The 26121-nt window shown below is 32.3% G+C and carries 25 protein-coding genes and 1 tRNA gene; 14 read left to right on the forward strand and 12 right to left on the reverse strand.

Annotated features, from left to right (window positions below):
* The first annotated feature begins 243 nt into the window (after window positions 1-243).
* On the forward strand, window positions 244-1461 hold the full coding sequence (locus ACIQZ1_RS06385; protein ID WP_396160112.1) for a glycosyltransferase family 4 protein: 1218 nt from the start codon (window positions 244-246) through the stop codon (window positions 1459-1461).
* Between the two features lies 1 nt (window position 1462).
* Here the strand turns inward: ACIQZ1_RS06385 and ACIQZ1_RS06390 are convergent, their stop codons facing one another.
* Window positions 1463-2176 (reverse strand): ZIP family metal transporter, encoded by a 714-nt coding sequence (locus ACIQZ1_RS06390; protein WP_396160114.1) that lies wholly within the window; start codon window positions 2174-2176, stop codon window positions 1463-1465.
* Window positions 2176-2919, reverse strand: a complete 744-nt coding sequence (locus tag ACIQZ1_RS06395) for a class I SAM-dependent methyltransferase (RefSeq protein ID WP_396160116.1) — start codon at window positions 2917-2919, stop codon at window positions 2176-2178. The genes ACIQZ1_RS06390 and ACIQZ1_RS06395 overlap by 1 nt, the downstream gene beginning before the upstream one ends.
* An 87-nt stretch (window positions 2920-3006) precedes the next feature.
* Between ACIQZ1_RS06395 and ACIQZ1_RS06400 the strand changes: the two genes are divergently transcribed.
* Together ACIQZ1_RS06400 and ACIQZ1_RS06405 are read left to right on the forward strand one after the other, a co-directional pair.
* The gene (locus tag ACIQZ1_RS06400) at window positions 3007-4167 is read left to right on the forward strand and encodes a class I SAM-dependent RNA methyltransferase (RefSeq protein ID WP_396160118.1); all 1161 of its coding nucleotides are present in this window, start codon (window positions 3007-3009) and stop codon (window positions 4165-4167) included.
* A 31-nt stretch (window positions 4168-4198) separates the two neighbouring features.
* Window positions 4199-4432 carry a hypothetical protein gene (locus ACIQZ1_RS06405; RefSeq protein ID WP_396160120.1) on the forward strand — a complete coding sequence of 78 codons (234 nt, stop codon included), beginning with the start codon at window positions 4199-4201 and terminating at the stop codon, window positions 4430-4432.
* Window positions 4433-4479: 47 nt separating this feature from the next.
* Here ACIQZ1_RS06405 and ACIQZ1_RS06410 read toward each other — a convergent pair whose 3' ends face one another.
* Genes ACIQZ1_RS06410 through rlmD form a run of 3 tightly spaced genes read right to left on the reverse strand, consistent with a single transcriptional unit; the run spans window position 4480 to window position 7087 of the window.
* Window positions 4480-5205, reverse strand: coding sequence for a DUF6048 family protein (locus ACIQZ1_RS06410; protein ID WP_396160122.1), 726 nt, complete (start codon window positions 5203-5205; stop codon window positions 4480-4482).
* Window positions 5177-5671: a DUF6452 family protein gene (locus ACIQZ1_RS06415; RefSeq protein ID WP_396160124.1), complete on the reverse strand. Its 495-nt coding sequence runs from the start codon at window positions 5669-5671 to the stop codon at window positions 5177-5179. The genes ACIQZ1_RS06410 and ACIQZ1_RS06415 overlap by 29 nt, the downstream gene beginning before the upstream one ends.
* A gap of 3 nt (window positions 5672-5674) precedes the next feature.
* Window positions 5675-7087: a 23S rRNA (uracil(1939)-C(5))-methyltransferase RlmD gene (gene rlmD, locus ACIQZ1_RS06420; RefSeq protein ID WP_396160126.1), complete on the reverse strand. Its 1413-nt coding sequence runs from the start codon at window positions 7085-7087 to the stop codon at window positions 5675-5677.
* Window positions 7088-7156: 69 nt separating this feature from the next.
* Between rlmD and ACIQZ1_RS06425 the strand changes: the two genes are divergently transcribed.
* The 3 genes from ACIQZ1_RS06425 to ACIQZ1_RS06435 all read left to right on the forward strand — a co-directional run bounded on the left by ACIQZ1_RS06425 (window position 7157) and on the right by ACIQZ1_RS06435 (window position 9578).
* A complete protein-coding gene (locus ACIQZ1_RS06425; RefSeq protein WP_396160128.1) occupies window positions 7157-7699 on the forward strand; it encodes a DUF1697 domain-containing protein in 543 nt (180 codons plus the stop codon).
* A gap of 136 nt (window positions 7700-7835) precedes the next feature.
* Complete coding sequence (gene rocD, locus ACIQZ1_RS06430; protein WP_396160130.1) at window positions 7836-9116, forward strand: ornithine--oxo-acid transaminase; 1281 nt, start codon at window positions 7836-7838, stop codon at window positions 9114-9116.
* Between the two features lie 6 nt (window positions 9117-9122).
* On the forward strand, window positions 9123-9578 hold the full coding sequence (locus ACIQZ1_RS06435) for a hypothetical protein (RefSeq protein ID WP_396160132.1): 456 nt from the start codon (window positions 9123-9125) through the stop codon (window positions 9576-9578).
* Between the two features lie 70 nt (window positions 9579-9648).
* Here ACIQZ1_RS06435 and ACIQZ1_RS06440 read toward each other — a convergent pair whose 3' ends face one another.
* The 3 genes from ACIQZ1_RS06440 to ACIQZ1_RS06450 form a co-directional block, all read right to left on the reverse strand.
* Entirely contained in the window at window positions 9649-10392 is a 744-nt protein-coding gene (locus ACIQZ1_RS06440) for a hypothetical protein (protein WP_396160134.1), read from the reverse strand.
* A gap of 351 nt (window positions 10393-10743) precedes the next feature.
* Window positions 10744-10818, reverse strand: a tRNA-Val gene (locus ACIQZ1_RS06445).
* A gap of 78 nt (window positions 10819-10896) precedes the next feature.
* Window positions 10897-12111 carry a bifunctional folylpolyglutamate synthase/dihydrofolate synthase gene (locus tag ACIQZ1_RS06450; RefSeq protein ID WP_396160136.1) on the reverse strand — a complete coding sequence of 405 codons (1215 nt, stop codon included), beginning with the start codon at window positions 12109-12111 and terminating at the stop codon, window positions 10897-10899.
* Between the two features lie 125 nt (window positions 12112-12236).
* On the opposite strand from ACIQZ1_RS06450, the gene ACIQZ1_RS06455 reads away from it, so the two are divergent.
* The 6 genes from ACIQZ1_RS06455 to ACIQZ1_RS06480 all read left to right on the forward strand — a co-directional run bounded on the left by ACIQZ1_RS06455 (window position 12237) and on the right by ACIQZ1_RS06480 (window position 18192).
* Window positions 12237-12947: a MotA/TolQ/ExbB proton channel family protein gene (locus ACIQZ1_RS06455; protein ID WP_396160138.1), complete on the forward strand. Its 711-nt coding sequence runs from the start codon at window positions 12237-12239 to the stop codon at window positions 12945-12947.
* Window positions 12937-13332, forward strand: a complete 396-nt coding sequence (locus ACIQZ1_RS06460) for a biopolymer transporter ExbD (RefSeq protein ID WP_353148711.1) — start codon at window positions 12937-12939, stop codon at window positions 13330-13332. The genes ACIQZ1_RS06455 and ACIQZ1_RS06460 overlap by 11 nt, the downstream gene beginning before the upstream one ends.
* A 125-nt stretch (window positions 13333-13457) precedes the next feature.
* Window positions 13458-14495 carry a quinone-dependent dihydroorotate dehydrogenase gene (locus ACIQZ1_RS06465; RefSeq protein WP_396160140.1) on the forward strand — a complete coding sequence of 346 codons (1038 nt, stop codon included), beginning with the start codon at window positions 13458-13460 and terminating at the stop codon, window positions 14493-14495.
* A gap of 115 nt (window positions 14496-14610) precedes the next feature.
* Window positions 14611-15198: a non-canonical purine NTP diphosphatase gene (locus ACIQZ1_RS06470; protein WP_396160142.1), complete on the forward strand. Its 588-nt coding sequence runs from the start codon at window positions 14611-14613 to the stop codon at window positions 15196-15198.
* 112 nt (window positions 15199-15310) lie between these two features.
* Window positions 15311-17284 (forward strand): DEAD/DEAH box helicase, encoded by a 1974-nt coding sequence (locus tag ACIQZ1_RS06475; protein WP_396160144.1) that lies wholly within the window; start codon window positions 15311-15313, stop codon window positions 17282-17284.
* Window positions 17285-17427: 143 nt separating this feature from the next.
* Complete coding sequence (locus tag ACIQZ1_RS06480; RefSeq protein WP_396160146.1) at window positions 17428-18192, forward strand: carboxypeptidase-like regulatory domain-containing protein; 765 nt, start codon at window positions 17428-17430, stop codon at window positions 18190-18192.
* A gap of 126 nt (window positions 18193-18318) precedes the next feature.
* On the opposite strand, the gene ACIQZ1_RS06485 is transcribed toward ACIQZ1_RS06480, so the two are convergent.
* Window positions 18319-18975 (reverse strand): TrmH family RNA methyltransferase, encoded by a 657-nt coding sequence (locus ACIQZ1_RS06485; RefSeq protein WP_396160148.1) that lies wholly within the window; start codon window positions 18973-18975, stop codon window positions 18319-18321.
* A gap of 177 nt (window positions 18976-19152) precedes the next feature.
* On the opposite strand from ACIQZ1_RS06485, the gene purB reads away from it, so the two are divergent.
* The gene (gene purB / locus ACIQZ1_RS06490) at window positions 19153-20496 is read left to right on the forward strand and encodes an adenylosuccinate lyase (RefSeq protein WP_396160150.1); all 1344 of its coding nucleotides are present in this window, start codon (window positions 19153-19155) and stop codon (window positions 20494-20496) included.
* A gap of 70 nt (window positions 20497-20566) precedes the next feature.
* Here purB and ACIQZ1_RS06495 read toward each other — a convergent pair whose 3' ends face one another.
* The 3 genes from ACIQZ1_RS06495 to ACIQZ1_RS06505 form a co-directional block, all read right to left on the reverse strand.
* Complete coding sequence (locus tag ACIQZ1_RS06495) at window positions 20567-21880, reverse strand: ammonium transporter (protein ID WP_396160152.1); 1314 nt, start codon at window positions 21878-21880, stop codon at window positions 20567-20569.
* Between the two features lie 240 nt (window positions 21881-22120).
* Complete coding sequence (gene guaB / locus ACIQZ1_RS06500; protein WP_396160154.1) at window positions 22121-23593, reverse strand: IMP dehydrogenase; 1473 nt, start codon at window positions 23591-23593, stop codon at window positions 22121-22123.
* A gap of 222 nt (window positions 23594-23815) precedes the next feature.
* The gene (locus tag ACIQZ1_RS06505; RefSeq protein ID WP_396160156.1) at window positions 23816-24679 is read right to left on the reverse strand and encodes a hydroxymethylglutaryl-CoA lyase; all 864 of its coding nucleotides are present in this window, start codon (window positions 24677-24679) and stop codon (window positions 23816-23818) included.
* A gap of 142 nt (window positions 24680-24821) precedes the next feature.
* Between ACIQZ1_RS06505 and ACIQZ1_RS06510 the strand changes: the two genes are divergently transcribed.
* Window positions 24822-26078: an aminotransferase class I/II-fold pyridoxal phosphate-dependent enzyme gene (locus ACIQZ1_RS06510; RefSeq protein WP_396160158.1), complete on the forward strand. Its 1257-nt coding sequence runs from the start codon at window positions 24822-24824 to the stop codon at window positions 26076-26078.
* Window positions 26079-26121 lie beyond the last annotated feature (43 nt).

The raw sequence follows: 26121 nt of genomic DNA on the forward strand, positions 1-26121 counted from the left end.
TACGGCGTGTTCGCAAGCTCGGTTCGCCGCCTTCTTTTAATAAGAGGCTATCTGAAAAGATAGCCTCTTATTTTTGTTATATAAACGAGATTCATAACTTGTTTACAAGATTTATCTTATGAAAACCTAAGCGTTAGTGGGTGGAGTGGCATCCTTTAAAAAAAAAAATAACACCAAAAAAAATATAACGGAACACACGACCTGAAGGGGAACGCACAAAATAAAAGTTTTGTATATTTGAGGATGAATAAATTACTAATAATAAGTTCGGTTTGGGTAGAACCTACTTCTTCTGCAGCAGGAAGTAGAATGCTTCAATTAATTCGATACTTTTTATTTCAAAATTATAGTATTGAGTACGCTTCTACTGCTACAGATAGTGAATTCTGTTTTGATTTAGCTGGATTAGGAATTACGACTCAATTTATACAACTTAATGATAGTTCTTTTGATGATTACTTGCAGAAAATGAATCCAAATTTGGTTTTATTTGATCGATTTATGGTAGAAGAACAATTTGGTTGGCGTGTATCAAATGTATTGCCAAATGCAATTAAAATATTAGACACTGAAGATTTACATTGTTTGCGTAAAGCAAGACAAGAAGCAATTAAGAAAAACACTTCCTTTGAGACTTTAGATTTCAATTCTGATATCGCTAAACGTGAAATCGCCTCGATATTTAGATGTGATTTGTCGCTTATGGTTTCAGATTATGAAATGCATTTATTGGAAACTGTTTTTCAAGTTCCAAAAGCTATTTTGTTTTATTTGCCTATATGCATTGAAAAATTTAATGCAGAACAACCAGATTTTCAAACTAAAAAAGATTTTGTATTTATTGGGAATTTTTATCACGAACCAAACTGGGATTCCGTTTTAGTCTTGAAAAGTGACATTTGGCCTATGCTAAAAGAATTGCTGCCAGATGCAAAACTTAATATATACGGAGCGTATCCAACTCAAAAAGTTCTTCAATTACATAATCCTAAAGATGGATTTTTAATTCACGGTAGAGCTGAAAGTGCTGAAGAAGTTATTCGTTCTTCAAGAGTTTTATTAGCGCCTATTCGATTTGGAGCTGGAATAAAAGGAAAATTATTGGAATGTATGGAATACGGAACGCCATCTGTAACTACTTTAATTGGAGCAGAAGCTATGTATGATAATTTACCGTGGAACGGATTTGTCGAGAACGATTACTCTGATTTTATTTCAAAAGCGGTTTTGTTATATTCCAATCAAGAAGTTTGGGAACAGGCTGTGGAAAATGGATACAAAATCATTCAACAGAAGTTTCTGTTTTCATTTTATAAGTCTAAATTTTTGGATGTGTTAATTGAACTTCAAACTAATTTAGAAACACATAGATTGGCTAATTTTATTGGGCAAATGTTGCAATTTCATACGTTAAGGAGTACAGAGTTTATGAGTCGTTGGATTGAAGAAAAGAATAAGTAAATTACATAAAACTGGCCAATAATATTCCTAAAGCAATTACAACTAATTTGGCTAAATTGAATTTATGACCTTCGCTACTTTCAAAAATGATGGTTGAAGAAATATGAAATAAAATCCCAATTACAATTCCGGATAATTGCGATGAATAATTCGTAATAACACTCAAATTATCTGCTAAAAATGTCCCAATTGGTGTCATAAAGGCAAAAGTAATCATGAAAAATAAAATAGCTTTAGAATTCAATTGTGCGTTTTTGAAAAACGTGGTTAAAATTATAGCAATTGGAAAGTGATGAATGGCAATTCCGTAGGCCAAATGTGGATGTTTGTTAATGGGTAAGCCTTCTAAAAGTGCGTGTAAACACAAACTAAAAAACAACAACCAAGGAATATGTGACATTTTGTTATGTCCGTGAACATGTCCGTGTTCTGCACCTTTTGAAAAATATTCTAATATGATTTGAAATACAATTCCAATCATAATAAAAATTCCAATTTTAGAATGAAAATGACCTTCATGACCTGGTTCGGTTATTGTTTCTTCGCTATGATAAACCTCTGGAAGTAAATGCATAACGGTCAATGACAATAAAAACGCCCCACTAAATGCTAATAATAATTTTAAATTATTTTTGCTTTTTGGTGCGAAGAATATGGCGAAAATATATCCTAAAATTACAGATAGTAAAGGGAAAAGGTAAATAGTGTAGTTCATTATTTAAAAATCATAATTAAACGTTCTGATTGTGTTTTGTAAAACTTTTTTAATTTGTAATCTCCAAAAATCTCTAATAAGTAAATACCTGCTTCTTCCATCATTGATTCAAAATCAGCTAAAGTAAAAGCTGAAACTTTTTCTGTAAAGTTGTAAGTTTCACCTTTGTCTTCAAATCTAATTTCTTTAATGATCTTCTGATTTTCAACAAAACGTTTGATGTTAAAAGTAATGCCATCAATTTCTTTGGTTTCTTCGGCTACTAAATTCTCTATAATAAAATTGGTATTAAAAAAATCAATCACTCCAAAACCATATTCGTTAATACTATCTTTAATAGCTTTTAAGGTCTTGATATTATCTTCAAATGTGTCAAAATATCCAAAACTTGTAAATAAATTAAAAACTGCGTCATAAGTTTCATTCATCGGCTCACGCATATCATGCGTTTTAAATTGTAATGTTTCATTTGAAGATTCATTAGCAATTGCAATACTATTTTCTGATAAATCGACTCCTGTTACTTGGTATCCTAATTTGTTTAAGTAAATAGAATGTCTACCTTTTCCACAAGCTAAGTCTAATATAGTTCCGTTTTCGGGCATATTCAGATAGTGTGTAATATTGTCCATAAAAACTTGTGCTTCTTCTTCATTTCTATTTTTATACAAAATGTGATAATAGGGCGAATCAAACCAAGTGCTGAACCAATTTTCTGAATTTTTTGCTGTAGAATTTGACATTTATCTGTTTGGAAATTATGAATCAACAAATTTAACGTATTTTTGCAAATAATTACTAATTAAATTCTCTCTGAGGGAAAGAGGTCTATGGAAAATTTTAAAATGGTAGCCAAAACTTTTTTTGGTTTTGAAGAAATTCTAGAAAAAGAATTGTTCCAATTAGGAGCTCAAAATGTTGTAAAAGGAACTAGAAGTGTTAGTTTTCAGGGTGATAAAGGTTTTATGTACAAGGCTAACTTGGCTTTACGTACGGTTTTAAAAATTCTAAAACCCATTCATACTTTTAAGGCGTATAATGAACAAACGCTGTATGATGGCATTCAAAAAGTGGATTGGTCAGACTATCTAAAAGTGCAACAATCATTTGTTGTAGAAACAACTTTATATTCAGAACAATTTACTCATAGTCAGTTTGTGGCTCAAAAAGTAAAAGACGCAATTGTAGATCAATTTAAAACTAACACCGGCGAACGTCCAAGTATTGATAAAGATTTTCCAGATTTACGTATTCACATTCATATTGATAGAGATTTTTGTACGCTTTCATTAGATACTTCTGGTGTTTCATTACATCAGCGAGGTTATAAAACAGCTACTAATATTGCTCCCATTAATGAAGTTTTAGCGGCAGGAATGTTAATTTTATCAGGTTGGGATGGGAACGCCCATTTTTTAGACCCTATGTGTGGAAGTGGAACGATAGTTGCAGAAGCCGCGATGATTGCATGTAATATTCCAGCTAACATCAATAGAAAGGAATTTGCCTTTGAAAGATGGCCAGATTGGGATTCGGAATTATTTGATAAGGTTTTAGAATCGTTATTGAAAAAAACAAGAGAATTTCATTATTCGATTGTTGGATGCGATAAAGCGCCAAGTGCAGTTGAAAAAGCAAAAGACAATATTAAAAACGCCAATTTAGACGATTATGTAACTATCAAACAAGCCGATTTCTTTCAATCTGAGAAAGAAGTAGAAGGGCCGTTGCATATGGTTTTCAATCCACCATATGGTGAGCGTTTGAATATAGAAATGGAACGATTTTATAGAGAAATTGGTGACACCATGAAGCAAAATTATCCAGGAACAAATGCTTGGTTTATTACTGCAAATTTGGAAGCCTTAAAATTTGTAGGTTTACGTCCAAGTAGAAAAATAAAATTATTTAATGGAAAATTAGAAGCACGATTCGTGAAATACGAAATGTATGCAGGAAGCAAGCGAACTAAATTTCAGGTCAATGAATAATTAGTTTATAATAAAAAAAAATAATAATAGTATGTCAAAACAAACCAAATCTTTAGTTTTTAATATGTTAGGATTTTTAGTCCTTTTCATTGCATTCCGTTTTATTGTTGGAACTTATACAGGTTTTACAAGTTGGCAAATTCCATTAGCGGCTTTTGTAGTAGCTACTATTTTAGCACCAAAATTTCAGGTAGTAAAAACCAGTGAAGGTGAAAAGTTGTTTGTGAAATGGCTTTTTATTAAAGGGGTGAAAGAGATTAAATAGTTAAATTTTAAGTTTCAAAGTTTCAAAGTTTCAAAGTTTGGAATTTTTTAATTTTTTGGTTTTGGAGTTTTTGAATTTTCTTTACTTTTATAAAAAGGTATAAAATAACTTATTGTATAGTTAATTCCTGCTCCAAACTTGCTGTTTTCATAGGTTTTATTAAAACCAGGAATGTATAAATTTGCAAAGCCTTCCGGTTCATTATTAGACATTAAATAATTTAACCGCAAGGAAAACCCAACATATAAATTATTTAAAACTTCCGCTTTTAAACCACTTACCACTTCTAACCAACTTGCCGAAAGTCCGTTGAATTCTTGATCAGATGTATTTGTGTTTATTCCGTAATAATTTCCAGGTTGATATATAGTAAAGCTATTTAGTTTAAGATTAAAACTTCCTACACCAGCACGCATTCCAATAAAAATCATATTTTCCATATCTAACCAATTTTCATAGGCATTAAAATCAAAACCTACTTTAAAATAGGTTCCTTTTGTTGTGTAATTAATGTTGTCGTCTGCTGTAGTTTTTTCTTCGTTACCTATTTCTCCTGCGGCATAAAATTTCTTAGTTATTCTATAATCTCCTATTAATTCTAATCCTTTATAGTTGTCGTTATATAACGATTTTGTCAAACGATGTGCATCAATTCCCAATCGTAATCCATAGCGTTGAGGAATTTTTAAAGTATCTTTTTCTTGTGCAGTTCCATTTATAGAAAACAGCAGCATAAATAGTAGACTAAAAATATATTTTAATGTGTGTTTCATCTTCGTTTTCAATATTTGGTTGTGAAACAATAACGTTTTGTATCCAATTGTTTGAATCAGGTGTTACCGTAATTGGGTTAGTGGTATTTAGTGTGAACAACGTTTTATATCCACAAGCGCGAGAAACAAAAACTGTTTTTCTGGTATAATTAAAAGTAATTTCGTCTAAATTGTCGTCTGTTGTTGGGTCAATACTTCCATTTTGAATGAAATGTAAAATTGAAGTATCTTGAAACGTTTTTAATGGCACTTTTATTTTACTTACTGCAGTAAATCCAAAACCATTTGTAAATCCGGGAGCAATTACACCTAAATTAGTTACGTTTTTAAGTGTTGTTGGATTAGAAACATCATAAAATTCTATCACAACTTTTGGTGTAGTTGGCGTATTAGCATCGCAAATATCATCTTTTTCGCAACTCGAAAAGAAAACACTAAATACTACTACTAAAAACAGTTGTTTCATATCTTATCTTTTTTCTAAAAGTACTACATTTTCTACGTGATGCGTTTGCGGAAACATATCTACTGGTCGCACTCGTGTAACTTTGTACATTTCATCTAACAAAGCCAAATCACGAGCTTGTGTTGCTGAATTACAACTTACATATACTATTTTTTCGGCTCCAATTTTTAATAATTGTGCGACAACGTCTTTATGCATTCCATCTCGTGGTGGATCGGTAATTACTACATCTGGATGTCCGTGTTTGTTGATGAAATCATCGTTAAACACATTTTTCATATCACCAACAAAAAATTCGCAATTTGTAATGTTATTTCTGTTGGCATTTTCTTTTGCGTCGGCAATTGCTTCAGGGACAGCCTCAACGCCAATTACTTTTTTAGCTTTTTTCGACAAGAATTGGGCAATTGTTCCTGTTCCTGTATATAAATCATACACTAATTCTTCACCAGTTAATCCAGCGAAATCTCGTGTAATGGCATATAATTCATACGCTTGTTGCGAATTGGTTTGGTAAAACGATTTGGCATTAATACTAAAATGTAGTCCTTCCATTTCTTCTAAAATGTAATTTCTACCTTTAAAAGTGATAATATCTTGATCATAAATGGTATCGTTCATTTTCTGATTGACAACATATTGTAAGGATGTAGTTTCAGGAAAACGTTCGGCTAAAAACTGCATCATTAATTCAATTTCCGATTTATTATTTTCAAAAAACTGAATTAATATCATTAATTCGCCTGTTGAAGCAGTACGAATCATTAACGTTCTCAATAAACCTTCGTTGGTTCGTGGGTTATAAAATGACAACTTGTTTTCGTTCGCAAATCGACGAATTTCATTTCTAATATCGTTTGACGGATCTTCTTGTAAATGACATTTTGTGATGTCTAAAATTTTATCCCACATTCTTGGAATATGAAATCCTACCGCATTTTTGTTATCTAATTCTGCTCCAGAAGCCACTTCTTCAGGTGTCATCCAACGCGTAGATGAAAAACCGAATTCCATTTTATTTCTGTAGAAAAATTGTTTTTCCGAACCTAAAATAGGCTCAAGTTCGGGCATCTCAATTTTTCCTATACGTTTCAAATTATTAAATACTTCGTTATGTTTGTAATGCAATTGTTGGCTGTACTTCATATTTTGCCATTTGCACCCGCCACAAACACCAAAATGTTCACAAATTGGTTCTGTTCTGTGTTCCGAAAATTCATGAATTTTTATAGCTTTACCTTCATAAAATGCTTTTCTTTTTTTCATGGTTTGAATGTCGGCCACATCTCCAGGCACCACATTCGGAATAAAAATCACTTTACCATCTGGAGCTTTTGCTACGGATACACCTTTTGCACCTGCATCAAGGATTTGTACGTTTTCGAATACGATTCTTTCTGTTCTCTTTTTTCCCATGTCGCAAAAATAAGAATTGTTATGCGGATTAGATAAATTATTTTACTTTTATATCAAAATTTTAGAATAATGACAAAATATTTAGCGCTTTTACGAGGTATAAACGTATCAGGACATAATATGATTAAAATGGATGCCTTAAAAAAAATGCTAGATAGTATGGGGTTTCAGAATGTAGAAACGTACATTCAATCGGGTAATGTTTTTTTGGAATCGGAAGAAGAGAATGCCGCAAGTATAGGCTTTAAAATCAAACAAGAGATTTCAAAAGTATTTGGCTATGATGTTCCTGTTATTATGATTTCTAAATCGAATTTAGAATTGTGTTTTAAAAATAATCCGTTTTTGAAAGAAAAAGATTGCGACATTAAAAAATTATATGTGGCTTATATTTCTAAAGAGTTGACAGCTGAAGCAATAAACGACTTGAAAATAAGTAATATTAAACCAGATGAAGCAGCAATTGATTCTAATAGAATTTATATTAAATATGCAATTGGTGCTGGAAAAACCAATTTAGACCAGAAATACATAGAAAAAAAATTAAGCGTGGTGGCTACCATAAGAAATTGGAATACAGTTACAAAGTTATTAGAAATGTATAACGGTTAGAAATCCTATTTTAAAATTCCAAATTACAACTGTTTCTATTTGGAATTTGGAATTTATATTTTGTAATTTTACACATTAAGGATGATTTCTCTCCAATAAGTAGGAATTGCGATTTGACAATCAATAAAAATAAATCATGTCACTTTTAGAAAAAATGAATCCAGCAGAAATTATTGCTCTGGAAGACCAACACGGTGCTCACAATTACCATCCATTACCTGTAGTATTAAATAAAGGGGAAGGGGTTTTTGTTTGGGATGTAGAAGGAAAAAAATATTACGATTTTTTATCTGCTTATTCCGCAGTAAATCAAGGGCATTGTCATCCAAAAATTGTTGGAGCAATGATGGAACAAGCACAAACACTTACCTTAACTTCAAGAGCATTTTATAATGATAAGCTTGGTGTGTATGAAAAGTATGTAACCAATTATTTTCGTTTTGATAAGGTTTTGCCAATGAACACAGGTGCTGAAGCTGTGGAAACTGCTCTTAAAATTTGTAGAAAATGGGCGTATGAGAAAAAAGGCGTTGCAGAAAAACAAGCGCAAATTATTGTGTGCGAAAACAATTTCCACGGAAGAACTACTACAATAATTTCATTCTCAAATGATGAAAACGCACGAAAAAATTTCGGCCCTTTTACAGATGGATTTATAAGAATACCTTATGACGATATTGAAGCTTTAGAAAAAGCAATTTCATCTTCGCCAAATATTGCAGGTTTTTTAGTAGAACCAATTCAAGGTGAAGCGGGTGTTTATGTTCCATCTGAAGATTATATAGCTAAAGCAAAAGCATTGTGTGTGAAATACAATGTATTATTTATTGCAGATGAAGTACAGACGGGTATTGCAAGAACAGGATCATTATTAGCGGTTTGTGGAAACTGTACTTGCGAAAAGTCTTGCGAAAAACAAAACACCTATGTTCAGCCTGATATTTTGATATTAGGAAAAGCAATTTCTGGAGGAGCGTATCCAGTTTCAGCTGTTTTAGCAAATAATGAAATAATGAATGTGATTAAACCTGGACAACACGGTTCTACCTTTGGAGGAAACCCTGTGGCAGCTGTTGTTGCAATGGCAGCTTTAGATGTGGTTTCAGAAGAAAATTTAGCTCAAAACGCAAGAAAATTAGGTAGAATATTTAGAGAAGAGTTATACAAATATATTCAAACTTCAACTATTGCAACTTTGGTTCGTGGAAAAGGTTTGTTAAACGCTATTGTCATTAATGATACAGAAGAAAGTGATACAGCTTGGAATATTTGTATGAAATTAGCTGAAAACGGATTATTAGCGAAGCCAACCCACGGTAACATTATTCGTTTTGCGCCACCTTTAGTGATGACAGAAGAGCAATTATTAGATTGTGTAACCATTATTATCAATACTTTAAAAGAATTTGAAAATTAGTATATTATGGAAAACGAAAAACAAACAGAAAATTTTGAGAACCAGCTGACTAGTGCTGCAGTTGGGTTTTTACAAGAAAGTGCCAAATGGTCAAAATTTATGGCTATTATTGGTTTTATAGGAATTGGTTTAATGGTCTTGGTTAGTCTTTTTATGGCGATTGGCTTTAGTGCTATGGGAGCTTCTACTATGCCTGAATTGCCTTTTTCAATGTCGGTTTTCTCGATAATTTATGTGCTTTTTGCAGCTATTTATTTTTTCCCGGTGTATTATTTGTATCAATATGCTACTAAAACAAGTGCAGCATTACATTCAAAAAACAAACAATTATTAACAGCTGGTTTAGAAAATTTAAAATCGCACCATAAATTTTTAGGAATATTTACTTTAATTATTATTTCCTTGTATGGCTTTATATTTGTCTTTGCTATTTTAGGAGGAATTCTTTCTACTTTAAGTTAGGAGAAAATAGTAAACATAAAAAAAACCGACTTATAATTAAATAAGTCGGTTTTTGTATTTTATTAAAATCTTAGAAATGTAACGTCAAGTTGATTGAAGTAATTCCAACATTACCAAATCCAAAGTTTGAACTTTTACCACCTTCTGTAGTTACAGCAGCAGCAGTTCCATTTTTGAACGTGCTTTCAGACTTACCTTGAACATCAAAACCTACTCTGTAAGTATATTGTGCGCCAATAGCAAATTTAGGGAAGATAAAATACTCAGCTCCTAAAAACCCTTGAACACCTAATCCTAAACCTAATCCAGATTTATTTTCTTCACTGCTTACAAAAGTACCTGTTGATGTAGTTGTAGTAATTTCTTCAGAACGAGAACTTACATTAATTAAAGCATCAGCACCATAAAAACCTTGAAGACGAGTAGAGCCTTTTCTCCATTCTTTACCTAAACCTGCAGTTAAATCAAATCCTGATCTTTTTGTTTCAGTATTTGCTGTGTTTAATGCATTTGGTGCAGTAACATTACTTGAACCAAATCCTAAATTAGCAACCACTCTGTAAGCCATTTTGTCTGTAATGAATTTTTTCCCTACAAAAGCGTTATTCGTAACAAAATCTACAGAAGGAGCAGAATTGTTGGTATTTCCATTAAATGCATTACCTGCATATTCGAAAATTCCGTCAGCATTAAAACTAACAGCCCAATCTCCAGCAACTGGTAAATAAGCTTCTCCTTTTTTAGATTTTAAATCTTGTGCATTAACAAAAGTTAATGATAATACTGCCGCAGCAGTTAGTAATACTTTTTTCATAATTTGTTTATTTTTAAAAGTTATGAGGCAAATATAAAAACTTTTTTTTGAATAATAACAAAACTTTTTATGGTTATTAACATTTTTATTAACAATTATTATAATTTATATTGAAAATCAAATATTTACGAAAACGTTGTAAATATGGTTATTTTCAGAAAAATGGTTTTTACAGCTATGTAGTTATTAACATTTTTTGAAAAGTACATTTCTGATAAAAGTACATTTTGTTAACAAAAATAAGCGATTTTGTTATTTTTTTATAAAACAACGATTCACGTAGGTTAACATTCTATTAATAAGTGAATATAAAGCAAAAAAAAATCCTACATTTCTGTAGGATTTAATAAGTGGGCAATGAGGGGTTCGAACCCCCGACCCCCTCGGTGTAAACGAGGTGCTCTGAACCAGCTGAGCTAATTGCCCCAATAAAAAGCAATTCTTTCGTATTGCGAGTGCAAATATACATCTGTTTTTGGTATTTGCAAATAAAAATCTAAAAAATTAAATTATTTCTGATACCACGAAGTTACTCCCTCCAATAAAAATCAAATGTTTATCAGATGATTTTTCTAATGCTGCTTTGTAAGCTTTTGAAACAGAGTTATATGTGTCGCCTATAAGTTGATATGATTTTGCTTTTTCTTGAAGTGTACTTGAATTTAAACCACGTTCGTTTTTGGGTTTACAAAAATAATAACTGGCATTTTTTGGAAATAAAGGTAAAATCGATTCTAAATCTTTGTCGTTTACCACACCTAAAACAATATGCAATTGGTTGTATGTTTCTTTTTTTAATTGATTCATCACTATTTCAAGTCCATGCGCATTATGAGCTGTGTCGCAAATCACTTTTGGATTTTCTTGTAAAATTTGCCATCTACCTTGTAAATGAGTATTGAGTACTACATTTGCTATTCCGTTTTTTATATTTTCTTCTGATATCTTGAAATTGGATTTTAAATTTCGAAATACTTCAATAACTGTTTTTTTATTCTTTATTTGATAATTACCAAGAAGTCCACAAGGGTAATCTGGATGGTTTATATCTTGTGCAAAATAAATTTTTGATTTGTTTTTTGAGGCGACTTCTGTAAAAACTGGTTTTGTTTGTGATGTATATTCTCCAATTACAACTGGAATGTTCTGCTTTATTATTCCGGCTTTTTCAAAGGCGATTTTTTCTAAAGTATCACCTAAAAATTGTGTGTGATCTTTTCCGATATTTGTAATTACTGAAAGTAAAGGTGTAATGCTATTTGTAGCATCTAATCGGCCTCCCATTCCAACTTCAATTATCGCTATGTCTACTTTTTTATCTGAAAAATATTGGTAGGCTAATCCAACTGTCATTTCAAAAAAACTTAATTCGGTTTTCTCAAAAAACAACTTATGATTTAAAATAAATTTATGTACATAATTTTTAGATATTTTTTTTCCATTTATTGTAATTCGTTCTCTGAAATCCTTCAAATGTGGTGACGTGTATAAGCCAACTTTATAACCGGCTTCCATAAATACAGAGGCAATCATACTACTCGTTGAACCTTTTCCATTCGTACCTGCTATGTGTATAGATTTGAAGTCTAATTCGGGATTGTGTAAATATTTGGTCAGTACTAAGATATTTGTTAAGTCTTCTTTATAAGCTGATGCACCTATGTTTTGAAACATCGGTAGTTGGTTAAATAGCCAATTTATGGATTCTTTATAGGTCATTTTTAGTTAGTTGTAAAAAATTTCTTCTTCTGTAAAATAAAATCTTCTTTTTTTAGTTTTATACTTTATAGAAAAATGTATCTTTAGTGCAAATTTCAAAAAATTAATTAAGAATAGTATTACTTATGATCGGATTTTTTTTACAAACCTCTGTAGATACTGTTGCACAAGCTGTAACAAATGTGGCAGATACAAATACAACAACTGTTAACGAAGGAATATCGGTTTTTGAATTCATTTTAAAAGGTGGTTTTTTCTTAATCCCAATTATTATTTTGATGATTTATACCATCTATTTAATTGTAGAAAGGTATTTGTATATCACTAAAACTACAAAAAACGACGATTTTCTGCTTAAAGAAGTGCGTACACATTTAATCGGCGGCAATATAAATTTAGCTGTAGGTGCTGCAGAAAGAGTAAATAATGCTACAGCTAGAGTAGTAAAAGAAGGGATTTTAACCATTGGAAGACCTATTTCTGAAATTGAATCGAATATGGAACGTATGGCTCAAATTGAATTAGGCGAGATGGAACGTAAAATGGGACAATTAGGTTTAATTGCTGGTATGGCACCTACTTTAGGTTTCGTGGGAACGATTTCGGGGGTAATTAAAATTTTCTATAGTATTTCTATTACTGAAAACATTAGTATTGGAAATATTTCTGGTGGATTATACGAAAAAATGATTTCTTCTGGAGCTGGACTTATCGTAGGCTTAATTGCTTACGCAGGTTACCATTTATTGAATGGGAAAATTGACCATTTTATGTTAAATGTTCAAAAACAAGTATTAGAATTTGTAAACATAATTCAGCGACCAAATGGCAATTAAAAGAAACAGACGTTTTCATGCAGAAGTACATGCGTCATCAATGAGTGACATCATGTTCTTCTTGCTGTTGTTTTTTCTAATCATCTCAACATTGGCGAATCCGAATGTAATTAAAATGACGTTGCCAAAATCGAAAACAAACGAAAAAACAAATAAACAATTTATAAGTATTTCTGTAACGGAAGACAAAGCATTTTTTATTGATAAACAACCTGTTAGTTTTGAAGAATTGGAAAAAGAGTTGTTAGCTAAAATTGGTACAGATAAAGAACAAACCGTTGTGGTTCGAATTCCGTTTAATTTACAGGTTCAAGATTTAGTGGATGTCCTTCAAATAGGCGTGAAGAACAATTTGAAGTTTGTGATTGCTACTAATCCGAAATAATTTTTTATAACTAAGTAACTAACCACTAATAATTTTAGTGGTTTTTTTGTTTCCTATTTTAATTTGCGAAAATTTGTGTAATCTGTCTTTAAAAATTACTTTTGCAGTACAACACAACTATCATTATGTATAAATTACTTTTACGTCCTATATTATTCTGTTTCGATCCAGAAAAAGTACATTATTTTACCTTTTCATTGGTGAAATTTATTTCTAAAATTCCATTTGTAACTTCAATTATAAAAGCGATTTATGTAGTCGAAGACAAACGATTAGAAAGAGAAGTTTTCGGATTGAAATTCAAAAACCCTGTCGGATTAGCTGCAGGATTTGATAAAGATGCGAAACTATTCAATGAATTATCAGATTTTGGATTTGGTTTTATTGAAATTGGAACGCTAACTCCAAAACCACAAGACGGAAATCCTAAGAAAAGATTATTTCGTTTAAAATCCGATTCAGCAATTATTAATCGAATGGGATTTAATAATGGTGGAGTAGAAGCAGCGATTTTAAGACTAAAGAAAAATAAAGGTGTTTTAATTGGTGGAAACATCGGTAAAAATAAAATTACCCCAAATGAAAATGCTACGGATGATTATGTAATTTGTTTCGAAGCGTTATATGATTATGTAGATTATTTTGTGGTAAATGTAAGTTCGCCAAACACACCAAATCTTCGCGAGCTACAAGAAAAAGAGCCTTTGACAAAATTATTACAGACGTTGCAAGATTTGAATGATCAAAAAGCTGTTACCCTGAGCTTGTCGAATGGGAAACCAATTCTTTTAAAAATCGCACCCGATTTGACTAACGAGCAATTAGTAGATATTATTGATATTGTAAACGAAACTAAAATCGCAGGTGTAATAGCAACCAACACCACTATTTCTCGTGACGGATTAACTTCTGAAAATAAAGAGGAAATGGGCGGATTATCTGGCAAACCATTAACGAAGCGTTCTACAGAAGTAATTAGATTTTTATCAGAAAAAAGCAATAAATCCTTCCCAATTATCGGAGTAGGAGGTATTCATTCTGCCGATGATGCTATCGAAAAATTAAATGCTGGAGCGAGTTTAGTGCAATTATATACTGGTTTCATTTACGAAGGACCGCAATTGATAACAGATATTAATAACAAAATATTGAAATTGCAATAATATTTTGCAACACAGATTAAAGAAATTTTAAAAATTTATATAATTCCTCCAATCTGCGTTGGAAATAATAAATTAGTTAAATCCATCAAATCCGCGTCATCCGCGTACCCAAAATATGAAATTAGTATTCGCATCTAACAATAAAAACAAAATAGCCGAAATTCAGCAACAAGTCGGTTCGCAATTTGAAATTGTTTCCTTAGAAGACGTTGGTTGTTTTGTGGACATTCCGGAAACGGCAGAAACGATAGAAGGCAATGCTATTTTGAAAGCCAATTATGTTACTGAAAATTTCGGTTTACCTTGTTTTGCTGACGATACAGGTTTGGAAATCGAAAGTCTAAATAACGAACCTGGCGTGTATTCAGCTCGTTATGCTGGTGAACAAAAGAATGCTGAAGACAATATGGATTTGGTCTTACAGAAATTAACATCTAAAACCAATAGAAAAGCTCAATTCAAAACCATTATCGCGTTGAATATTAATAACCAACAACATTTATTTGAAGGTATAGTAAAAGGTGAAATTACTTTGGAAAAGTCAGGAAATCAAGGCTTTGGATACGATCCAATTTTTCAACCTGAAGGTTTTTCCGCTACTTTTGCAGAAATGACTATGGAGCAAAAAACTGTAATTAGTCACAGAGGAATTGCAGTTCAAAAATTGATAAATTTCTTATCTAATTTATCTGAGCAACTGTAAATTCATTGTTAAAAAGCTATTACTTTATCGTAACTTTCTGAAAATCAATTAAAAACAAATTTGTTTTATCCGTTTTTTAATTCTACCTTTGCACCCAATTTAAAAATATATAATGAATAAATTTGAGCAATTAGGGTTAAACGAATCGTTGTTAAAAGCAATACGTGATTTAGGATTCGAGACCCCGTCGGAAGTACAGGAGAAGGCTATACCACTATTATTGGAAGATGACACAGATATCGTAGCTCTTGCCCAAACAGGAACAGGAAAAACCGCAGCTTTTGGTTTTCCGCTAATCCAAAAAATTGACCCATTCAACAAGCAAACACAGGTATTAATACTTTCTCCAACAAGAGAATTGTGTTTGCAAATTACAAACGAGATTAAATTATACTCAAAATACATCGACGGTTTATATACTGTTGCAGTATACGGTGGCGCGAGTATTCATGATCAAGCGCGTGATATTAAGCGAGGCGCACAAGTAATTGTGGCGACACCGGGTAGAATGCAAGATATGATTAACAGAGGCATGGTGAATATTAAAAACATCAGCATCTGTGTTCTTGATGAGGCAGACGAAATGTTAAACATGGGTTTCTATGAAGATATTACAAGTATCTTATCAGACACGCCAAAAGACAAAAACACTTGGTTATTCTCGGCAACAATGCCGCAAGAAGTAGCCAGAATCGCTAAAGAATTTATGAGAAACCCGCAAGAAATTACGGTAGGTCATAAAAACTCTAGTTCAGCAAACATTTCTCACGAATATTATTTAGTTAATGCACGTGATAGATACGAGGGATTAAAAAGATTGGCAGATGCGAATCCAGATATTTTCTCTGTAATTTTTTGTAGAACGAAAAGAGATACACAAGCGGTTGCAGAAAAATTAATTGAAGACGGGTATAATGCTGCTGCATTACACGGAGATTTATCGCAAGCACAACGTGATGGCGTAATGAAATCGTTCCGTGGAAGGCAAATTCAAATGCTTGTGGCTACTGACGTGGCGGCTCGTGGAATTGACGTAGACAACATTACTCACGTAATCAATTATCAATTACCAGACGAAATTGAAACGTATACGCACCGTTCAGGTCGTACAGGTCGTGCCGGAAAATCGGGTACTTCGTTTGTAATTATTACGAAAAGTGAAATCAGAAAAATTCACTCAATTGAGCGAATTATTAAAACGAAATTCGAAGAAAAAGCGATTCCTTCTGGAATGGAAATCTGCGAAATTCAGTTATTACACTTAGCGAACAAAATTAAAGATACAGAAACAGATCATTCAATTGATACGTATTTGCCTTCAATTATGGAGTTGTTACAAGACATTCCTAAAGAAGAGTTAATTAAAAAAGTAATTTCTGTAGAATTTAATCGTTTCTTAAATTATTACAAAAAATCTAAAGATTTAGCTTCTCAAACTGGTGCTTCTAGTAGAGCTGAAATTCCTTCTGATGGTACTGTAAGATATTTTATTAATATAGGTACAAGAGATGATTATGATTGGATGACTCTGAAAGATTATTTACGTGATACTTTACAAGTAGGTCAAGACGACGTATTTAAAGTAGACTGTAAAGAAGGTTTTTCTTTCTTTAACACAAATGCTGAATTGGCAGAAAAAGTAATGGAAGTTTTGAATGCGGTGAATATTAACGGCAGAAAAATTAACGTTGAAATTTCTAAAAACGAAGGTGGAAGAAGTTCAGGACGCAGAGACCATAACGGAAGAAGTGGTGGCGGAAGATCTGGCGGAAGCGGATTCTCAGGAAGACGTGAAGGTGGAAATTCTGGCGGTGGTTACAGAGGAAACCGTGATGGAGGAAACCGTGAAGGTGGAGGCTACAGAGGAAACTCAGGTGGTGGAAATCGCGAAGGTGGTTTCAACCGTGAAGGAGGAAGTGGTTTCAGACCAAGAACTTCATCAACAGGAGGAAGCGATAGAAGAAGTTCTGATTCTCGCGATAGCGGAAGAAGAGGTGAAGGTCGTGCTACAGAAGGTCGTTCAACTGAAAGAAGAAGTTCTGGATTTGAAGGAGCAAGAAGAACACCAAGAAGATCAAACGACTAATTTTTTAGTTTAAATATAATAATCCCGATTCGTGTATTCGATTCGGGATTTTTTATGACTTAAAATCAAACTTTTTATAATCTTATGTTAACACTATTCACTATTTAAAATTAAATCTTATTTTTGTAGAAATAAATTTTCAGATGAAAAAAATAGCTTTTCTTTTTTTAATTTTAAATGCCGTATTTGGGTTTTCTCAATCCGACTCATTGCAAATAAAAGTGAAAGGAAAAATTATGGATATAAAGACCAAAATGCCAATTGCAAGAGTAACGGTTTTAAATAAAAACACTTCTACAGTAGTTTTAGCTTCTGAAAATGGTGATTTTGAAATTTTTGCGAAAACTAATGATAAATTGTTGTTTTCTCATTTGGGATATAATTATGCTGAGGTTGGTGTGAATCAAAAATCATATTCTGGAATTCAAACTGTTTTTTTAAGTTATAAAGAAAATGAAATTGAAACAGTTTTGGTAACCAGTTATACCTTAACTGGATATTTACAAATTGACACAAAATTAATTCCAGTAAATGAGAATTACCGCTACAATATTGCAGGTTTAAATTTAGGTTATGAACCTGGAATGAAGGCCAAAAACGCAACTGAAAATTTATTAAAATCATTGTCAAATCCAGTAGATTTGGTGTATTCTTTATTTAATTCTAAAGAAAGAGATTTTAAGAAATTAATAAATTTAAAAAATGATACGCATTTTGCTTCTATTTTAAGTAATAATACAAACCGAGAAGTTTTGGTTATGTTATTGCAATTAGATAAAAATGAAATAGATAAAATATTAGAGAAATGTAATTATTCTAAAAATTTCATAAATACAGCAAGTGATTTGCAAGTATTAGATGCTTTGGCTACTTCTTATAATGATTATAAAGTTTTGAAAAGAAAATAGTTTAAGGGAAGAGTTGCAAAGTGTCAAAGTGCAAAGTTTCAAAGTGCAAAGTAAAAGTGAAAAGTGAAAAGTAAAAAGTGTCAAGTAGCTATTTACAACTGTCAACTCAAAACTGATTACTGAAAACTATTCCACAAACTGTTTCTCAATATAATCAACATCTTTTATTGTTTTTCTGGTCCAATCCAACCGTTTTTCTAACACTTCTTCTTCAGTAAGTTGCCAATTGATATCTGATTGTCGCATTCTGTTAGTAATATCTTGAATAACAAGTGCTGCTGAAACAGAAATATTTAAACTTTCAGTAAAACCAACCATTGGAATTTTTATAAAACCATCCGCTTCTTTCATTACTTCTTCAGAAAGCCCGTCAATTTCAGTTCCGAAAAATATCGCCGATTTTTTAGTTACATCAAAGGCGTCTAACATACAGGAATCATTATGTGGTGTGGTAGCAATGATTTGATACCCTTTTGCCCGTAAATTTGCGATACAACTTTTCATATCTTGATGTTGGTTGATGTCTACCCATTTTTCGGCACCCATTGCAATTTGTTTGTCAATCGCTTTACCGTAACGTTGTTCAACAATATGTAAATTTTGAATTCCAAAAACCTCACAACTTCTCATTACAGCACTGGTATTATGAAGTTGATATACATCTTCCATAGCAATAGTAAAATGATTGGTTCTGTTCTTTAGCACATCAATAAATCTGTTTTTTCTGTTTTCAGACATAAAGTTTTCTAAATACTCTAATAAAGCGAGTTTGTTTTTTTGCATTTCGTATTAATTTGTCGCAAAGTAACAAAATTTCTATAAAAGAAAATGGTTGAATTGTCAGCTTCAATTTTTGAATGTATATTATTTAAAAATTAATTTTTCAAAAAACACCTCACTAATTTCGGAAAACACCTCACTAATTACTAAATTTGCACCTTTAAAAAACAACACAACATTATGCAATTAACGGAATTAAATGCCGTATCGCCAATTGACGGACGCTACAGAAGTAAAACAAAATCGTTATCCGCTTATTTTTCGGAAGAAGCTTTAATTAAGTACAGAGTTTTAGTTGAGGTAGAATATTTCATATCTATGTGTGAATATGATGTGCCTCAATTACAAGGTGTAGACAAAAATTTATTTGGAAAATTGAGAGGAATTTATGAAAATTTCTCTACAGACGATGCGCTTTGGATAAAAGAAACAGAGAAAACAACCAACCACGATGTAAAAGCAGTTGAATATTTTATAAAAAAGAAATTTGACGAATTTGGCTTGGATAAATTTAAAGAATTTATTCACTTCGGATTAACATCTCAAGATATTAATAATACAGCTATTCCGCTTTCTACAAAAGAAGCATTTGAAAATGTGTATTTGCCAAGCTTAATTGCGATTGTTCAAAAATTAAAAGAACTTTCTATAGAATGGGTAGATATTCCATTATTAGCTCGTACACACGGACAACCGGCTTCGCCAACCCGTTTAGGAAAAGAAATATTAGTTTTTGTAGAGCGTATTGAAGAACAAATGCGTTTGTTGTTTAATGTGCCTTTTGCAGCTAAATTTGGTGGCGCAACGGGAAATTACAACGCCCATAAAGTAGCTTATCCAAATCACGATTGGAAAGCTTTTGGTTCTCAATTTGTGGAAGAAAATTTAGGATTACGTCATTCGTTTCCAACTACACAAATTGAACATTATGATCATTTTGCTGCCTTTTTTGATGCATTAAAGCGAATAAATACGATTCTTATCGACTTAGATAGAGATATTTGGACATACGTTTCAATGGATTATTTCAAGCAAAAAATCAAAGCGGGAGAGATCGGTTCTTCGGCAATGCCACATAAAGTGAATCCTATTGATTTTGAAAATTCAGAAGGAAATTTAGGAATTGCGAACGCTATTTTCGAACATTTATCAGCAAAATTACCACTTTCAAGATTACAACGTGATTTAACAGATAGTACCGTTTTACGTAATATTGGTGTGCCAATTGGGCATACACTTATTGCCTTTGAATCAACACTAAAAGGATTGAATAAATTATTGTTAAACGAAGTAAAATTCGCAGAAGATTTAGAGAAAAATTGGGTTGTAGTAGCAGAAGCCATTCAAACAATTTTAAGAAGAGAAGGCTATCCAAATCCATACGAAGCACTAAAAGATTTAACAAGAACCAATACAGTTATCAATAAAGAATCCATTCATGCATTTATTGAAACGTTGCAAGTTTCTAACGAGATTAAAACAGAATTAAAAGCGATTACACCAAGTAATTATTTGGGGATATAATTTGTTATTCCAAACTTGATTCAGAATCTTATTAACGGAAATCCTGCTAATTTATTTTAGTGGGATTTTTTTATAAAAACTCACCATGTTGTGTAATGTCTAAGCCTAATTCTTCCTTTTCAGAACTAACACGTAATGGAGTTATTTTATTTACTAAATAAAACAAAAAATACGACATTACAAATGAAAACACAGATACAATAATTAACACAATAACATGGTTAATAAATAATTTGGTTTCGCCAAAGAATAATCCTTGGTTTTCTATGGCTGGATTAATTGCTTTTGAAGCGAATACTGCGGTTAATAACATACCAACCATTCCGCCAACACCATGGCATCCAAAAACGTCTAAAGCATCGTCTATTTTTCCTTTTGGAAAATTAAGGACCACAATGTTACTTATTATACTGCTAACAATTCCAATAAAAATTGCATGAGGCATGCTTACATATCCTGCAGCAGGAGTGATGGCTACCAAGCCAACAACAGCGCCAATACAAGCACCCATGGCAGATATTTTATGTCCGAGAATTTTATCCCAAAAAACCCACGCCATAGAAGCTGAAGCCGCTGCTATAGTCGTGGTTGATAAAGCTTGTACTGCCAAACCGTTTGCTCCAAGAGCAGAACCAGCATTAAATCCAAACCATCCAAACCATAATAAACCTGTTCCTAACAATACATAAGTGATTCTTGCTGGACTTGTTTTTTGATTTTTTCTTTTACCCAAGAACATGGCGCCCGCTAGTGCAGCCCATCCCGCACTCATATGTACTACTATTCCTCCTGCAAAATCTAATATTCCCATTTTAAAGAAAATCCCATTAGGATGCCAAGTGCAATGTGCTAAAGGAGTATAAATGAAAATAATAAATAAAACCATAAACAATAAATACGCCCAAAAGCGGATTCTTTCTGCAAATGCACCTGTAATTAGTGCGGGTGTTATAATTGCGAATTTTGCTTGAAATAGAGCAAATAACAGTAATGGAATTGTAGGCGCTAATTCCCATGCACTATTTATACCAACATTGTTAAAAAAAATATTTTTAGAAGGATTTCCAATAATACCATAAATTGATTCTCCAAAAGACAAACCAAATCCAATAATTACCCAAAGTACACTAACGATTACCATAGCCATAAAGCTTTGAAGCATGGTGCTAATAACATTTTTCTTGCCGACCATACCGCCATAAAAAAATCCCAATCCTGGTGTCATTAATAAAACCAATGCAGAAGCTACAATCATCCAAGCGGTATCTCCAGTGTCAAATTTTTTGGTGTTTACTATTGCTTGTTTGGTTATATCATTATTTATAAAAAGCGTTGTAGCAGATAAGGCCAATAATATTGTGGCTAAAAAATATTTTCTTTTCATTTTCTTTTCATTAAAATAGTTTTTAAATTTAAGATTCATTCCTATAAAACACAACTTTAAAAATATTTTTATTGAATTATAAAAACGAAGTCGTAATTTCTGTGAAATTATAATTTTTGATTAAAAAAAATGATAATAATGAACTTGCAGATGAAAAAAATCCATTCCAATAAATCGGAATGGATTTTTTACTTTTAATACTTGTCAGGCTTTTAATACCTGTTAGGTTTATATTATATTCTATCTCGAATAATTCGGAGCTTCTTTAGTTATTGTAACATTATGTGGATGACTTTCGCTAATTCCACTTGATGTTAATCGAACAAATCGGCTGGTTGCTTGTAAAGTTTCAATGTTTCTAGCACCACAATAGCCCATTCCAGCACGAAGTCCGCCAATAAATTGTTGCATACTTTCGTTTAATTCGCCTTTGTAAGGTACACGACCTACAATTCCTTCTGGAACTAATTTTTTTACATCATCTTCTACATCTTGGAAATATCTATCTTTCGAACCTTCTTTCATAGCTTCTACAGAGCCCATTCCTCGGTACGATTTAAATTTTCTTCCTTCAAAAATAATAGTTTCTCCTGGAGATTCTTTCGTTCCTGCTAACATCGAACCTAACATGACACATGACGCACCAGCAGCCAACGCTTTTGGTATATCTCCAGTATATCGAACGCCTCCATCAGCAATTACTGGAATTCCAGTTCCTTCTAAAGCGGCAGCCACTTCTAAAACGGCAGAAAATTGAGGAAAACCAACACCAGCTACAATACGAGTCGTACAAATAGAACCAGGTCCAATTCCAACTTTTACAGCATCAGCGCCATTTTCTGCTAAATATAAAGCGGCTTCTGGTGTAGCAATGTTTCCAACCACTACATCTATTTCTGGAAATTTGTTTTTTACTTGTTTTAAGACATCTACCACACCTTTTGTATGTCCGTGTGCGGTATCAATAATTACAGCATCAACTCCTGCTTTTACTAAGGCTTCTGCTCGGTCAAGTACATCTGTAGTAACGCCTAAAGCGGCAGCTACGCGTAAACGACCAAATTTATCTTTATTTGCGTTTGGTTTTTGTGTAAGTTTAGTAATATCTCTAAATGTAATTAATCCAATCAATTTAAAATCGGCATCAACTACTGGTAGTTTTTCAATTTTACTTTCTTGAAGAATTTCTTCTGCAGCGGCTAAAGTAGTTCCTTTTCCTGCAGTAACTAAATTTTCAGAAGTCATTACTTCTGTTATTGGCCGACTATTTTCTTTTTCAAATCGTAAATCTCTATTGGTAACAATTCCCTTTAAAATTCCATTTTCATCTACTACCGGAATTCCGCCAATACCAAATTCTCTCATCGCATTTTTAGCATCACCAACATTCGCGGTTAAAGGTAATGTTACAGGATCTATAATCATTCCGCTTTCAGCACGTTTTACTTTTCTCACTTCTGCAGCTTGTTGTGCAATAGTCATGTTTTTGTGCAGTACACCAATACCACCTTCTTGCGCCATAGCAATTGCCATCGCACTTTCTGTAACTGTATCCATTGCAGCGGAAACAATTGGTGTGTTTAAGGTAATGTTTTTACTAAATTTTGATTGAATAGAAACTTCTCTTGGAAGAATTTCTGAGTAATTTGGAATTAATAGAACATCGTCATACGTTAGTCCTTCTCCTATAATTTTTGTAGTGTGTGCTTTCATGCTGCAATTGAAGTTAAATTGCGTGCAAATATATAAAAAAAAGCGTATAGTAAATAGTAAAAAGTGAATAGTTTTTAGCCCAGATAGCAATAAAAAACATTTTATTGAAAAATTCTATTTTTTGTGGTGCTAAAAAAGCGACCTAAGAAGCTCTTTTTATTGCTTGCAAAAAAAGAATTATTGATAAAATCTTGAAATGTATAGCTGGACAAAAGCTCCTAATTAATGAAACGCGCTAAACAATTTAGTCGCTTCGTTATAGGCACTTTCAAAGCTCATTGGGCTGGTGTTGGTGTTTTCTTTTTTGGTGGTAAAATAGGACAATATCTTTTCGGTAGGCATATTCCCAGTTAAGTCGTCTTTAGCCATAGGGCAGCCTCCGAAACCTTGAATAGCGCCATCGTATCTTCTGCAGCCAGCTTGATATGCGGCATCAATTTTTTCAAACCATTTGTCTGGTGTAGTATGTAAATGCGCACCAAATTCAATATTTGGATATTTTGGTATTAAATTACGAAATAAATAATCAATAATTTCAGGTGTAGAAGACCCAATTGTATCTGATAGAGATAAAATTTTTACGCCCATCTTAGCTAATTTTTCTGTCCAGTCACCCACAATATCCACATTATAAGGATCGCCGTATGGATTTCCAAATCCCATAGAAATATACGTCACAACTTCTTTGTTAGATTTGTCGGCTATTTCTAATATTTCTTGCAATGTTATCAAACTTTCAGCAATGGTTTTATGTGTGTTTCGCATTTGAAAATTTTCAGAAATAGAAAACGGAAAACCAAGATATTGTATTGTTTTATGTTTTGCTGCTGCTTCAGCTCCTTGCGTATTGGCAATAATGGCTAATAATTTACTTTGTGTTTGCGATAAATCTAATTGGTCTAAAACTTCAGCCGTGTCTTGCATTTGTGGAATGGCTTTTGGCGACACAAAACTTCCGAAATCTAAAGTATCAAATCCAACTCGTAATAGAGATTGAATGTATTGTACTTTTTTTTCAGTAGGAATAAACGTCTTAATGCCTTGCATGGCATCTCTTGGACATTCGATAACTTTTATTGCTTTCATAAGAATGTCAAAGATAAGTAAAACTTTATTTTCTACAAATATGTTTTTTATTGCAATCAAGTTAAACGTTAGAAGTGTTAAAAAAAATTATTAAAAACGTTTTTTTATTTATACTTTTGCACCACAAATTAAGTAAGAAATTATGGTTAAAGATTTATTTGAAAGAATACAACAAAATAAAGGACCATTAGGAAAATGGGCTTCACAAGCAGAGGGTTATTTTGTTTTTCCTAAATTGGAAGGCGAATTAGGTCCAAGAATGCAATTTCAAGGTAAAACTATATTAAACTGGAGTTTAAATGACTATTTAGGCTTAGCTAATCATCCAGAAGTTCGTAAAGCAGATACAGAAGCAGCAGCGCAATATGGTGCAGCGTATCCAATGGGTGCTCGTATGATGAGTGGACATACCAAATATCACGAACAATTAGAACAAGAATTGGCTGCTTTTGTAATGAAAGAATCGGCTTATTTGTTGAATTTTGGTTATCAAGGAATTTTATCTACAATTGATGCTTTGGTTACAAGAAATGATGTTATTGTTTATGATGTAGATGCTCATGCGTGTATTATTGATGGTGTTCGATTACATAGTGGAAAACGCTTTACATACAAGCATAATGACATTGAAAGTATGGAAAAAAACTTGCAACGTGCTACAAAATTAGCTACCGAAACGGGTGGTGGTATTTTGTTTATTACGGAAGGTGTTTTTGGAATGCGAGGACAACAAGGTAAGTTAAAAGAAATTGTTGAAATGAAGAAAAAATACAATTTCCGTTTATTGGTTGATGATGCGCACGGTTTTGGTACACTTGGAAAAACAGGTGCTGGAGCAGGTGAGGAGCAAGGCTGTCAAGACGGAATTGATGTGTATTTTTCAACTTTTGCAAAATCAATGGCAAACATTGGTGCCTTCGTAGCGGCCGATAAAGATGTTATTGATTATTTAAAATACAATTTACGTTCTCAAATGTTTGCTAAAGCATTACCGATGATTCAAACAATTGGTTCGTTGAAACGTTTAGAATTATTGCGTAATTCTTCAGAAATTAAAGATAAATTATGGGTAAATGTTAATGCGTTACAAAACGGATTAAAGGAAAAAGGATTCAATATTGGTGATACAAATACGTGTATTACACCCGTTTACTTAGAAGGTTCTATTCCAGAAGCCATGATTATGGTAAACGATTTAAGAGAAAACTACGGAATTTTCTTGTCTATAGTAGTGTATCCAGTGATTCCAAAAGGTATGATTTTGTTAAGAATGATTCCAACTACTACGCATACATTAGAAGATATTAATGAAACGTTAACTGCTTTTGAGGCGATACGTGAAAAATTAGAAAACGGTACCTATAAACAAATTGCAGAATCAACAATCACTGACAAATAGAAAATAATAATTCTAAAAAATAAAAAGCGTTGATTGTTTCAAC

It is taken from the genome of Flavobacterium sp., assembly GCF_044341185.1.
Classification (GTDB): domain Bacteria; phylum Bacteroidota; class Bacteroidia; order Flavobacteriales; family Flavobacteriaceae; genus Flavobacterium.

Coding starts and splice junctions, on each gene's coding strand:
- ACIQZ1_RS06385 (WP_396160112.1), top strand. CDS start 244: ATGAATAAATTACTAATAATAAGTTCGGTTTGGGTAGAACCTACTTCT.
- ACIQZ1_RS06390 (WP_396160114.1), bottom strand. CDS start 2,176: ATGAACTACACTATTTACCTTTTCCCTTTACTATCTGTAATTTTAGGA.
- ACIQZ1_RS06395 (WP_396160116.1), bottom strand. CDS start 2,919: ATGTCAAATTCTACAGCAAAAAATTCAGAAAATTGGTTCAGCACTTGG.
- ACIQZ1_RS06400 (WP_396160118.1), top strand. CDS start 3,007: ATGGAAAATTTTAAAATGGTAGCCAAAACTTTTTTTGGTTTTGAAGAA.
- ACIQZ1_RS06405 (WP_396160120.1), top strand. CDS start 4,199: ATGTCAAAACAAACCAAATCTTTAGTTTTTAATATGTTAGGATTTTTA.
- ACIQZ1_RS06410 (WP_396160122.1), bottom strand. CDS start 5,205: ATGAAACACACATTAAAATATATTTTTAGTCTACTATTTATGCTGCTG.
- ACIQZ1_RS06415 (WP_396160124.1), bottom strand. CDS start 5,671: ATGAAACAACTGTTTTTAGTAGTAGTATTTAGTGTTTTCTTTTCGAGT.
- rlmD (WP_396160126.1), bottom strand. CDS start 7,087: ATGGGAAAAAAGAGAACAGAAAGAATCGTATTCGAAAACGTACAAATC.
- ACIQZ1_RS06425 (WP_396160128.1), top strand. CDS start 7,157: ATGACAAAATATTTAGCGCTTTTACGAGGTATAAACGTATCAGGACAT.
- rocD (WP_396160130.1), top strand. CDS start 7,836: ATGTCACTTTTAGAAAAAATGAATCCAGCAGAAATTATTGCTCTGGAA.
- ACIQZ1_RS06435 (WP_396160132.1), top strand. CDS start 9,123: ATGGAAAACGAAAAACAAACAGAAAATTTTGAGAACCAGCTGACTAGT.
- ACIQZ1_RS06440 (WP_396160134.1), bottom strand. CDS start 10,392: ATGAAAAAAGTATTACTAACTGCTGCGGCAGTATTATCATTAACTTTT.
- ACIQZ1_RS06450 (WP_396160136.1), bottom strand. CDS start 12,111: ATGACCTATAAAGAATCCATAAATTGGCTATTTAACCAACTACCGATG.
- ACIQZ1_RS06455 (WP_396160138.1), top strand. CDS start 12,237: ATGATCGGATTTTTTTTACAAACCTCTGTAGATACTGTTGCACAAGCT.
- ACIQZ1_RS06460 (WP_353148711.1), top strand. CDS start 12,937: ATGGCAATTAAAAGAAACAGACGTTTTCATGCAGAAGTACATGCGTCA.
- ACIQZ1_RS06465 (WP_396160140.1), top strand. CDS start 13,458: ATGTATAAATTACTTTTACGTCCTATATTATTCTGTTTCGATCCAGAA.
- ACIQZ1_RS06470 (WP_396160142.1), top strand. CDS start 14,611: ATGAAATTAGTATTCGCATCTAACAATAAAAACAAAATAGCCGAAATT.
- ACIQZ1_RS06475 (WP_396160144.1), top strand. CDS start 15,311: ATGAATAAATTTGAGCAATTAGGGTTAAACGAATCGTTGTTAAAAGCA.
- ACIQZ1_RS06480 (WP_396160146.1), top strand. CDS start 17,428: ATGAAAAAAATAGCTTTTCTTTTTTTAATTTTAAATGCCGTATTTGGG.
- ACIQZ1_RS06485 (WP_396160148.1), bottom strand. CDS start 18,975: ATGCAAAAAAACAAACTCGCTTTATTAGAGTATTTAGAAAACTTTATG.
- purB (WP_396160150.1), top strand. CDS start 19,153: ATGCAATTAACGGAATTAAATGCCGTATCGCCAATTGACGGACGCTAC.
- ACIQZ1_RS06495 (WP_396160152.1), bottom strand. CDS start 21,880: ATGAAAAGAAAATATTTTTTAGCCACAATATTATTGGCCTTATCTGCT.
- guaB (WP_396160154.1), bottom strand. CDS start 23,593: ATGAAAGCACACACTACAAAAATTATAGGAGAAGGACTAACGTATGAC.
- ACIQZ1_RS06505 (WP_396160156.1), bottom strand. CDS start 24,679: ATGAAAGCAATAAAAGTTATCGAATGTCCAAGAGATGCCATGCAAGGC.
- ACIQZ1_RS06510 (WP_396160158.1), top strand. CDS start 24,822: ATGGTTAAAGATTTATTTGAAAGAATACAACAAAATAAAGGACCATTA.